We start from the raw sequence: 10,486 nt of genomic DNA, 5'->3' as shown, positions 1-10,486 counted from the left end.
ATGGTCGGTTATACCGGCTACAGGGCTCACCCCGGCTACAACAGGCTGGCGGTCACAACGGCCGCAGAATGACGGGTCACACCGGCCGTAGGACGAACACACCCCAGCCGATGTAGTCACGGCCGTACTCCAAGTGGGATCGCCGTGCCTGCCTCAGGAAGTCACGCATCGCCGGCACATCAGGGTCATCGGGGTTCTCGCGCAGCCAGTCGCTGATCGTCCACCACTGGCTGGCCACGTACCTGTCCCAGCTGTCGGGGCTGGCGAGCACCATTTCCAGTAGCTCGAAGCCGGCCGCTTCGGCGCGCTCGGTCGTACCCGCCAGCGAGGTGAAGGAACCTTCGTCGATGCTCAGCGAGGCGCACGCCTCGGGCGGCGGCGGCGACGTCCAATAGCACTCGCCCACCAAGACGATGCCGTTGGGGCGCAGCCAGCGGCGCATCAGCGACAACGTCCCCGCCAGACCGCCGCCGATCCAGGTCGCGCCGATGCAGGACACGACGTCGTACGACTCGGGAGTGTCCTCGTAAGCCGCCGCGTCCGCTTCCACGAACTCGACCCGATCGGCCACACCGAGCTCCTCGGCACGTTTTCCGGCGGCGCCCAGGAAAACTTTGCTGATGTCGACACCGACGCCCTGGACGCCGTAGTCGGCCGCCCAACGGGAAAGGAGCTCGCCTTTTCCGCAAGCCAGGTCCAGGATGCGGGTGCCGGGCGCGAAGTGGCAGATCTCGCCGAGCAGGTTGAGTTTGTCGTCCGTGATCGGGTTCAGAATACGGTGACGGGACTCGGCGATTTCGTGGAAGCGTAGTGACATGGCGAGCAGTCTCGCCGACCCGGGGTTCGCGGTCCAATCAATATCGGGGTGCGACGGGCTCATGGACGTTCTGTGACTTGCTAGGCTGGAGAGACCGGGCCACCCCCACGGGTGGCCTTCGTCGCGTAAGGCCCGAGGGCGGGCGGCGACCAGCCACGGTGGACCGTCGTTGAGAGTCCGCTGGGTGAGCCAACGAAATGGACCAGAAGTGAACAGAGATAACGGATCGGACGGCGGACAGCGCGGGCGCGGCGACTACGGTGACAGGCGCTCAGGCGGAGGTGGCAGGAGCGGCGGCTACGGCTCTCGCGGGCGAGACTCCGGCGGCGACCGTCCGTTCCGTTCCGATGACAGGTCGCGTCCCTACGACCGCGGTGAGCGCGGTCCTCGGCGCGACGATCAGCGAGACGACCGCGGCGGGCGCCGCGAGGGCGAGGAGCGCCGGCCGTACCGCGACCGTGACGACTCCGGCCCCCGCCGTGAGGGCGGATACCGCGGCCCCAGGCGCGAAGGGGACGATCGCGGGCCCCGGGGTGACGGCCGCCGTACCTATCGGGACAGAGACGATCGCGGTCCGCGCCGTGAAGGTGGCTACGGCGACCGGCGCGAGAGCGGCTCCTCCGGCGGTGGCCGGCGCGAGGGCGGGTTCCGCGACGATCGCGGCCCCAGGCGTGAAGGCGGCTTCCGTGACGATCGCGGCCCCAGGCGTGAAGGCGGCTTCCGTGACGATCGCGGACCGCGCCGTGAGGGTGGCTTCCGCGACGACCGCGGGCCGAGGCGTGAAGGCGGCTTCGCCGGGCGTCGTGAAGGTGGTTACGAGGACCGGGGTCCGCGTCGGGAGGGCGGCGAGGAGCGCCGTACCTACCGCGACCGCGACGACTTCCGGCCGCGCCGCGAGGGCGGCGGCGGTGGCGGTTACGGGCAGCGGCGTGAAGGCGGACCCCGCGAGGATCGTGGTCCCCGTCGTGAGGGCGGGTTCCGTGAGGATCGTGGTCCGCGTCGTGAGGGCGGGTTCCGTGAGGATCGTGGTCCGCGTCGTGAGGGCGGGTTCCGTGAGGATCGGGGTCCGCGCCGTGAGGGCGGGTTCCGCGACGATCGGGGTCCGCGCCGTGAGGGCGGGTTCCGCGACGATCGGGGTCCGCGCCGTGAGGGCGGGTTCCGCGACGACCGCGGCCCCAGGCGTGAAGGCGGGTTCCGCGACGACCGTCCCAGTAGAGGCGGTTACGGCGAGCGGCGCGAAGGCGGCGGCTATGCCGACCGCGGCCCCCGTCGCCAGGGCGGTGACTACTCGGACCGTGGCCCCCGCCGTGAGGGTGGCGGCTTTGCCGACCGCGGTCCCCGTCGCGAGGGTGGCGACTACTCCGACCGTGGCCCTCGTCGTGAGGGCGGCTACGGTGACCGGCGTGAAAGCGGTGGTTACGGCCGTCGCGAGGGCGGGTTCCGCGACAACCGCGGGCCGCGCCGTGAGGGTGGCGACCGCGGCGGCTACGGTGACAGGCGTGAAGGCGGTTTCCGCGACAGGGGCGACCGCGACTCCCGCCCGTTCTCCCGGGAAGGCCGCGACGAGCGTCCCGGCGCGGGGACCCGCGCGAGGTACGGCCGCGGCGACAGCGAGGGCGCTGCCGAGGCGCCGCAGCGCGAGAAGCTGCCCGAGGTGGCGCCCGACATCACGGTGGACGAGCTCGACAAGGAAGTTCTCGAGGAGCTGCGTTCGCTTCCCGGCGACCTCGCCGACCTCGTCGGCCGGCACCTGGTCGCCGCCGAGCGGGCGCTGGAGGAGGACGACCCGGACCGGGCGCACGAGCACACGAAGGTGGCGCGCAGGTTCGCGGCTCGCATCGGTGTCGTACGTGAGGCGGCGGGCATCGTCGCCTACCGTGCGGGCCACTTCTCCGAGGCGCTGAGTGATCTGCGGGCGGCCAGGCGGATGACGGGCTCGGACGCGTACCTGCCGGTCATGGCCGACTGCGAGCGCGGCATGGGCCGTCCGGAGCGGGCCATCGACCTCGTACGTTCGCCCGAAGCGGAGCGCCTCGACCGGGCCGGCCGCATCGAGCTGACCATCGTCGAGTCCGGCGCCCGCCGCGACCTAGGCCAGCACGACGCCGCCGTGATCACGCTGCAGCGACTGCCCGAGCTGCGCGACCCGCAGCCCCGGCCGTGGTCGGCACGGCTCGCGTTCGCGTACGCCGACGCGCTGGCCGACGCCGGGCACCAGGACGCTGCGACGGACTGGTTCGGGCGGGCGATGGCGTTCGACGAGGACGGCGAGACGGAGGCGGCCGAGCGGTACGCGGAGCTGACCGGCGCCGTCATCGAGGACGTCGAGGAGGAGTTCGACTACGAGGACGACTCCGACGACGCCGGAGACGTGGCCGTGGTGGAGGGGGAGGCGGACGACGCCGCCGCCCTCGCCGAGGCCGGCGACCTCCTGAGCTCCGAGGTCGCCTCGGATGTTGACGTGGACGAGTCCGCCGAAGAGGCCGATGAGCCCGGCACTGCCGAGTCTTCGGAGGCTGATTCCGCTGAGGGCGATGACGACTCCGAAGTCGTTGCGTCCTCGGAGGAAGCTGCGGAGGAGGCGGAATCTGCAGAGGCCGCCCCGGAGTCCGCCGAAGTCGCGCAGGCTTCTGAGGCGGCGCAGGCTCCGGAAGCTGGCGAGGAGGCTGAGGCTTCGCAAGCTGCGGAGACCAGCGACGCTGCTGAGGCCGACGAGGCGGTGCCGGCCGACAAGGCTGACGAGCCTGAGGAGGCGAAGGAGCAGGCGGCTGGGGTGCCTGGGATCACGCCGGCGTTCATTGAGCCGAACTTCGGTGACGTCCTGAACGATGATGCCGAGGGGTCTGAAGACAAGCCCAAGAGCGAGTAGAACCGCTGCGCCCGCCGCATGGGTCTTCCCTGTTGAGGAAGGCTCGTGCGGCGGGTTCGCCATTTCACGGCGCTGGACGTCACGCTGATATGTCATCACGCCTTCCGCCGTCACGCGCCGGTCACGCTCGCCAAGCTGTCAATCGCGCCACGCCGTCGCACAGGCCACGCCGCGTCGCACAGGCCAGGCCGCGTCGCACAGGCCAGGCCGCGTCGCACAGGCCACGCCGCGTCGCACAGGCCACGCCGCGTCGCACAGGCCAGGCCGTCGCCCAGGCCAGGCCGCGTCGCACAGGCCACGCCGCCACAGCCACATTAGCCACAGGCCACGGTAGCCACATGAGCCGAGTAAGCCACGGAACCACGTGGGCCACATGAGCCACGCTGGTCACGTCCGCCACATACGCCATGTCAGGCACGTCGGCCACATAGGCCACGCTCGTCACATTGTCATGGAGAGCTGCGATCCAGCCAATGCAGGATCCCTGCGACATTCGACGACACACCGCTCAGCAACTCGACCTGCTCAGCCCTGGCATCATCCGACGTCGCCCCGTAGCGTTCATCGACGCGCTCCCTCACCATGGCAACAGCATGATCCAGATCCATGCCCTCCGAACGAGCCTGCCGAGTGAGATCAACCCAAACCCGAAGTTCCTCCGCCGACCGCTCAAGCGTCTCCTGAACGGCCTGAACCGGCCCATAGTGGCTGAACAGCAACCTCTGCGGCCCAAGCGCCCCGAACAGCGCAATCGAATCCAGGGCGGTCTTCAGATCGAAGTCCGGCGGCGGAGTGGCGGGACGCAGATCGCCGGTCTCAGGCAGGTAGACACCAGCCGCATCACCGACATACAGATCACCGGTGGCGGAATCGACCAACCCCACATGATGCTTCGCATGGCCAGGCGAGTAGTGGCTGTTCAGCGTGCGCCCGTTGCCCAGGTCGATGGCGCCGGTGTCGCCGAGCGCAACGATGCGTTCGGCCTCGGTGGGGGTCAGCTCCCCGAAGAGCGTGTCGAGCCGATCACCCCACACCATGCGCGCGCTGGCCATCAGCCGTGACGGCTCCGCGAGGTGGCGGGCCCCCTTCTCATGTACGACGACCTGCGCGGACGGAAAGAACCTGGCGATGTCGCCGACGCCCCCGGCGTGATCGAGGTGAATGTGAGTCACCACGACCGTGGCCAGGTCGTCGGGGCCGACACCGAGCGAGGCGATCGCATCCCGTACGACGGGGGCCGAGGTCGAGGTACCGGTCTCCACGAGGCAGGGCCGGTCACTCAGGATCAGATAACCCGCCGTGATCCCCGAGAACCCGGCCATCTTGGTGTCGATCTCATAAACGTCGCCGCCGAGCGCGGTGATGTTGTCCACAGGCACTCCCAAGCCTCCCGCCGTTATCCCCAGAACGGCGTTCAGCCGATCCGGCCACCCCCTCATCGTAGAGAGTGATCTCGACCGCAGCACCGATCGGAGGACGACCGTGGATCGAAACGAAGTCTTGCTGGTGGGAAGGCTGTCAGCCCCGGCCGAGGACCATCCCCTGCCGAGCGGCGACACCCTGACGAAGTGGCGCATCATCGTCCGACGTCGCCGCCACAGACGCGGGGCGACACTGAGCGACAGCATCCCGTGCATCACGTTCGACGCGGACACGGCCGCCGTCGTCCGCGCCATGAAGCCCCGCGACCTGCTTGAGGTGATGGGCTCGTTCCGCTGCCGGGTCTACGGCCCATCGACCGGCAAGAGGTGGCGCTATGAGGTCGAGGTCAGCTCCGCCAAACCGTACGAACAAGCCGAACCAGCCGACCCCACCACCACCCCGGCGGACGCTGCTGCAGCCGAGCCCGTCACCATCTCGGCGTCCGACGCCGTGGCCGCGCCCGCTCACCGCCTCGCCGACCTGATACCGCTGCAGGTGCCATACCTGGCACCGACCGGCTGATCTGGCTTATCCAGCGGGTCTCCGCGATGAGCGCGATCGGTCCGGAGGAGCACCGATCGGGGATGGGGACACCGGAGGGGCGGGGCCGGTGCCAAGGCGAGGCCTAGCAGCCTGGGGGCGGGATGCTGAGCTTGAGGGCTTGAGGGCTTGAGGGCTTGAGGGCTTAGGGGCTTGGGGGCTGGTAGGGCTGCGGCCGCGCAGGAGGACCGGTCTGGCCTGTGCTGACGGGGCCGACGCGGCGGGATCGTCCGGCTGGGCTGATCCGGCTGGGCTGACCCTGCGGGCTGACTCGGACGGTTGACCCGGAGAGCTGGTCTGATGGCGAGCCTGGCCTGGCCTGGGCTGGGGAGCTGGCCTTGGCGAAGGGGCCGGCCTTGGCTGGAGAGCTGGGCCTGTCTCAGGGGTGGGCTGGAGGGCTGGCCTGGCCTGCGTCGGAGGGGGTGAGCTGGCGTGGGCTGGAGAGCTGGGCCTGCCTTGGGGGTGGTGGAGGACCGGGTTGACCTGCGTCGGAAGGCCGGGCTGGATCTGGCCTGCGCTGTGCTGCGCTGTGCTGCGCTGTGCTGCGCTGTGCTGCGCTGGCTGGGCTGTGCTGCGCTGGCTGGGCTGGAGGCTGGGCTAGCCCTGTGCTGGCGGACTGGGCCTTGCTGGAAGGCCGCGCCGTCGAGGGCTGCCTCAACCGGTGGCGAACGTACGGAGAACCAGGCCGGTCCGTGGCTTAGGGCCGAAGGAGGTGGATTTGCGGGGCACTCGCTCGCCGCCGGCGGCAACCGCCAGCACGTCGTCGATCGCGAGCGGTTTGAGAAGGACAGCGGTGCCGCCGGTACGAATGGCGAGTTGTACAGCGGCGTCCGTGTCGTGATGGACGATGCGTACGGTCTGATCGTTGTCGCGCATGCCCCACACCACAGGAAGCACAAACTCGGAGAGTACGGAGGTGTTCAGGGAGTTCCACCGGTCGGAACGATCCGGCGGCATGGCACGGGCGAACTGCACCGGGTCCGGGTCGGTGAGCAGGTGCGAGCCGTCCTCACCGGCGAGCAGGAACGCGGGCTCCGAGGCCCTCTCAAGCGCGGCCAGGCCGGCCGACAGGTCCTTGTAGTCGTGCACCTGCCACGACGTCTTGGCCCTGGACACCGCCTCGTCCAGGGGAAGGCCCTGGATGACTCGGTGGATGGCCTTGAGGTCGGGCGGGTACGCGCGGGAGTCGACGAGCAGCGCAAGCCCGAAGTCCCACGGGCCCAATGCCGACGCGACGTACTTGTGCAGGTCGTGGTGGGTGGCACGTTCCTGGCGTTGAAGGACGCGGTAGGTGGCGTAGCGGTGGTGGCCGTCGGCGATCAGGGCTTGGCGAGCCTGGAGGTCGGCGTTGATGGCGGCGATCTCCTCCGGGGCGGTGATCGCCCAGAGGCGGTGTGTGAGGCCGTCCTCGGTCTGTGCGGAGACGAGGGGGTGGCGGGTCGAGGCCACCTCGTCCACCAGGTGGGTGGCTGTGCCGTCGTCGCCGTCGTAGAGGAGGAAGATCGGCTCGAGGTTGGCCTGGGTGGTGCTCATGAGAGCGAGGCGGTCGGCGATGGGGCCGGGGAAGACGTCCTCGTGGGGGAGGATGATGCGCTGTCCGGGGTCGGCCAGGCCGACGTCGCCGATCAGGCCGCGCTGCAGGATGTCTGGGCCGGTCTGCTCGTAGACGTAGAGCGCGGGCACGTCGTCAGGCACCAGCACGCCCGAGTCCAGCCACTCCTTAAGAGTGTCCCTGGCCACGGCGTAACGGGGCTGGAGAGGCAGCGGAGACGCGGGGTCTGTCTCGGGAGTGGTGATTTGTGACGCGGAGTGTGTCACAGGTGCTGCGACGGTCGGTGACGCGGAGTGCGCTTCGTCGGTGGTGGTTGGAGGTGTGGCGTCGGTGTCCCTAATGTCCCTGGTGTCTCTGGCGTCGCTTGGGCCGGTGGCTGCCTGGGACGCCGGGTGGATTTCGGTGGTGGGGGGGGAGGAGTTGCTCGGGGACGAGCAGGGAAGGATGAGGCGGACGACGTTGTTCGGGTGAGCGTCCAGAAGGACCTCTACGTCGGCGTCGGAGATCAGGTCGTACGGCGGGGAGGTCACCTTGGCGGGATCTTCGACAGCGAAACGCACGCCTCGGAAGGGCCGTAGCACCAGTCCAGCAGGTACCGGCAGTTCAGGAGTCCCCATACCGGGCATGCTCCCATAAATGCTTGCGCCTTCCAGAAGTCGCCCCGTGGTTGCAGTCGTGTCCGTTCGTGGCAGGTCGGAGCCAGGTCGCCGTCAGCGATGAAGGAGTTCTCACGCATGGGTCAGGATGGGAATGTTCGAGATGAGAGTGCGGGTGCTCCGTGGGGTGGCGTTTACGACTGGTATCAGCGTGGGGTGAAGCTGCTGCAGGAGGGCAGCCCCGCTGCTGCGGCGGCGTTGCTGGAGCGGGCCGCCGCGGCTGAGCCCGAGTCGCGGAGCATTCTGGAGGCGCTGGCGCGGGCGCAGTTCAATTCCCGGCAGTATGCGGAGGCTGCGGCCAGCTTCCGGCAGATTGTGGACGCCAATCCGGCCGAGGATTATGCCTACTTCGGGTTGGGGTTGGCGTTGTGGCGGACTGGTGACGTGGAAGGGGCTCAGGAGCCGTTGGCCATCGCTGTTGCGATGCGGCCTGATGAGCGGAATTACGTGTCGGCTCTGAAGAGTGTGCGGGCGACTTTGCGGGCTCGTCGGGAGATGTAGGCGGGTGTTTGAGCGCGGGGTCGGTGTGGGGGCCGGGGTGGCTGGCTTGGATGGGTCCGTCCGGCTACCTGCGCGACGCAACAGCCGCACCTCAGGTCACGGAACGCACGTAGCTCCGCCACACCGCATCTCGCCCCAGAATCGCATCACATCTCGCCCTTGACTGCACGCAGCACCGCATCACGTTCCGGGCTGTACGAAGCACCGCATCACGTTCCGGGCTGTACGAAGCACCGCATCACGTTCCGGGCTGTACGAAGCATCGCGGCGAGTTCCGTTCCGGACTGCGTGCAGCGCCGCATCGGGTCCCGTCCGAGCCGCGCGCAGCACCGCACCACATCCTGCCCTGAGCCGCATGAGGCCGGACGGCACCTTCTCACGCTCCTGGGTGGCAGTCCGCATGAGCCGCTTTGGGCGCGCTCTCGCGCCGGGCCCTCGGGCGGCACACGCAGTACTCCACGAAGGGCGACTACTAGGCGAATTCGATATCGGCACCCGGGTTCGGTTCTCGGTTACGGGGTTGCGAGGTTGGGATGTTGAGGGCCCGTACGACCCGGAGGCGTGGGCTGAGGGGTGGTGGGTCAGGTGTCGTGGCGCTGGGCGTTGGCGGTGATGGCGGAGCGGAGGTAGGCGGCCAGGCCGGGGGTGGTGGCGTCGAGGGAGGTGGTGAAGCGGGGATCTGAGACGTACAGGTCTCCGAGGCCGCGGTGGATCTCGTAGGTGCACTCGTAGAACCAGCGGGAGATGTGGGCACGATGTTCTTCCGCCAGGTCCATGGCCACGTCGCCGTCTGCTGGGGCGCCCGAGCGGAGGGCGTTCGCGAGGCGGGTGCCGAGGTCGCTCGCCTCCGCTTTGAAGCGCTGCCAGTCCTGCTTGGTGTAGGAGGACGAGCGGCGCTTGGCGTCCGCCCATGCGTCCGTGCCGCCCCAGCGTTGCTCCGCCTCGGCGGCGTGGGTGTCCGGGTCGAAGTCGCCGAAGAGTTCGGCGCGGTCCTCGGCGGTGAGGTTGAGGTTGGCCGACATGGTCGTCCCTTCTCTGGGTGGGTACGGGGGCGACGCTAAAGTCTCACGCAACGTGAGAGTCAAACGGGAAGAGGCGTTGTGCTGATCGACGGCTATGACACCCTGCTGCTCGACCTCGACGGGGTGGTTTATCTGGGCAGTCACGCGGTGCCAGGGGCTCCGGAGGCGCTGGAGGAGGCGCAGCGGCGAGGTGCGCGGCTGGCGTACGTCACGAACAACGCCTCACGCACGCCGGCGGCGATCTCCGCTCATCTGCGGGAGCTGGGTGTGCCTGCCTCGGCCGAGGACGTGGTGACCTCGGCGCAGGCGGCCGCGCGGTTGATCGCGGAGCGGGTGCCGGCCGGTGCGAAGGTGCTCGTGGTCGGTGGGTCCGGATTGCGGCTGGCGGTGCGGGATCGGGGGCTGCGGCCTGTTTCGACGGCTGCCGAGTCGCCTGTCGCGGTGGTGCAGGGGATCGCGCCCGGGTTGTCGTACGGGCTGCTGTCGGAGGGGGCGCTGGCGGTGCGGCAGGGGGCGTTGTTCGTGGCGTCCAATGCTGACAGCACCATGCCGACCGGGCGAGGGGAATTGCCGGGGAACGGGGCGATGGTGCGAGTGATCGCGCATGCTACCGGGGTTGAGCCGATTTATGCCGGTAAGCCGGATCCGCCTTTGCACCGGGAGTCGATGATTCGTACGGGGGCGCGGCGGCCGCTCGTTGTCGGGGATCGGCTTGATACCGATATCGAAGGGGCCTCGAACGCGGGGGTCGAGAGTGTGCTGGTCTTGACCGGGGTGGCGGCGGCGGTTGATGTGCTGACTGCTGAGCCTCGGCATCGGCCCACGTATGTCGGGGAGGATTTGGGGGCCTTGCTTGTGCCTTATCCCGAGGTGCGGGATGGGGCTTGTGGGGGATGGCGGGCCGAGTGGCGGGACGGGGTGCTGCGTCTTGAGGGGGAGGGCAGCCGGATCGATGGGTTGAGGGCTGCTTGTGATGCCGCCTGGGCGGTGGCGGGTGAGGGGAGGGTTGAGGAGGACGCGGTCAAGCCGGTCCTCGATCGGGTGGGGTAGGGGGCGGGGCTGAGAGCTGCCGGGCCGGGCGAGCGGCGGGCGGGGTGAAGTGGTGCC

Annotated in this window: 9 protein-coding genes; 4 read left to right on the top strand and 5 right to left on the bottom strand. The window is 69.3% G+C overall.

Translation table 11 applies throughout. The features are described from left to right. Positions 1–76: 76 nt before the first annotated feature. Together FXF51_RS05090 and FXF51_RS60520 are read right to left on the bottom strand one after the other, a co-directional pair. Positions 77–817 carry an SAM-dependent methyltransferase gene (locus FXF51_RS05090; protein WP_187414180.1) on the bottom strand — a complete coding sequence of 247 codons (741 nt, stop codon included), beginning with the start codon at positions 815–817 and terminating at the stop codon, positions 77–79. Positions 818–1,088: 271 nt separating this feature from the next. Then, positions 1,089–2,567 carry a hypothetical protein gene (locus FXF51_RS60520; RefSeq protein ID WP_187414190.1) on the bottom strand — a complete coding sequence of 493 codons (1,479 nt, stop codon included), beginning with the start codon at positions 2,565–2,567 and terminating at the stop codon, positions 1,089–1,091. Here FXF51_RS60520 and FXF51_RS60515 point away from each other — a divergent pair. Next, the gene (locus FXF51_RS60515) at positions 2,472–3,686 is read left to right on the top strand and encodes a hypothetical protein (protein WP_262379298.1); all 1,215 of its coding nucleotides are present in this window, start codon (positions 2,472–2,474) and stop codon (positions 3,684–3,686) included. The two genes, FXF51_RS60520 and FXF51_RS60515, sit on opposite strands and share 96 nt — an antisense overlap. A 449-nt stretch (positions 3,687–4,135) precedes the next feature. On the opposite strand, the gene FXF51_RS05080 is transcribed toward FXF51_RS60515, so the two are convergent. Beyond that, complete coding sequence (locus FXF51_RS05080; protein ID WP_148433045.1) at positions 4,136–5,059, bottom strand: MBL fold metallo-hydrolase; 924 nt, start codon at positions 5,057–5,059, stop codon at positions 4,136–4,138. On the opposite strand from FXF51_RS05080, the gene FXF51_RS05075 reads away from it, so the two are divergent. Beyond that, positions 5,049–5,630 (top strand): single-stranded DNA-binding protein, encoded by a 582-nt coding sequence (locus FXF51_RS05075; RefSeq protein ID WP_148433044.1) that lies wholly within the window; start codon positions 5,049–5,051, stop codon positions 5,628–5,630. The genes FXF51_RS05080 and FXF51_RS05075 overlap by 11 nt on opposite strands. A 672-nt stretch (positions 5,631–6,302) precedes the next feature. On the opposite strand, the gene FXF51_RS05070 is transcribed toward FXF51_RS05075, so the two are convergent. Beyond that, positions 6,303–7,817: a DUF1015 domain-containing protein gene (locus FXF51_RS05070; RefSeq protein ID WP_262379297.1), complete on the bottom strand. Its 1,515-nt coding sequence runs from the start codon at positions 7,815–7,817 to the stop codon at positions 6,303–6,305. A 117-nt stretch (positions 7,818–7,934) separates the two neighbouring features. Between FXF51_RS05070 and FXF51_RS05060 the strand changes: the two genes are divergently transcribed. Next, positions 7,935–8,357, top strand: coding sequence for a tetratricopeptide repeat protein (locus FXF51_RS05060; RefSeq protein WP_148433043.1), 423 nt, complete (start codon positions 7,935–7,937; stop codon positions 8,355–8,357). 581 nt (positions 8,358–8,938) lie between these two features. On the opposite strand, the gene FXF51_RS05055 is transcribed toward FXF51_RS05060, so the two are convergent. Beyond that, entirely contained in the window at positions 8,939–9,379 is a 441-nt protein-coding gene (locus tag FXF51_RS05055) for a TipAS antibiotic-recognition domain-containing protein (protein WP_148433042.1), read from the bottom strand. A 78-nt stretch (positions 9,380–9,457) separates the two neighbouring features. Here FXF51_RS05055 and FXF51_RS05050 point away from each other — a divergent pair, with 78 nt between their 5' ends. Further along, entirely contained in the window at positions 9,458–10,429 is a 972-nt protein-coding gene (locus FXF51_RS05050; RefSeq protein ID WP_148433041.1) for an HAD-IIA family hydrolase, read from the top strand. Positions 10,430–10,486: the final 57 nt, after the last annotated feature.

Source organism: Nonomuraea sp. PA05, assembly GCF_008086045.1.
In the GTDB taxonomy this organism is placed as follows: Bacteria; Actinomycetota; Actinomycetes; order Streptosporangiales; family Streptosporangiaceae; genus Nonomuraea; species Nonomuraea monospora.
This window is presented reverse-complemented; position numbering and strand designations above follow the sequence as displayed.

Bases quoted from the DNA above. Each gene is read 5' to 3' on its own strand.
- FXF51_RS05060 (WP_148433043.1), top strand. From the start codon at position 7,935: ATGGGTCAGGATGGGAATGTTCGAGATGAGAGTGCGGGTGCTCCGTGG.
- FXF51_RS05090 (WP_187414180.1), bottom strand. From the start codon at position 817: ATGTCACTACGCTTCCACGAAATCGCCGAGTCCCGTCACCGTATTCTG.
- FXF51_RS05070 (WP_262379297.1), bottom strand. From the start codon at position 7,817: ATGGGGACTCCTGAACTGCCGGTACCTGCTGGACTGGTGCTACGGCCC.
- FXF51_RS05055 (WP_148433042.1), bottom strand. From the start codon at position 9,379: ATGTCGGCCAACCTCAACCTCACCGCCGAGGACCGCGCCGAACTCTTC.
- FXF51_RS05075 (WP_148433044.1), top strand. From the start codon at position 5,049: ATGTTGTCCACAGGCACTCCCAAGCCTCCCGCCGTTATCCCCAGAACG.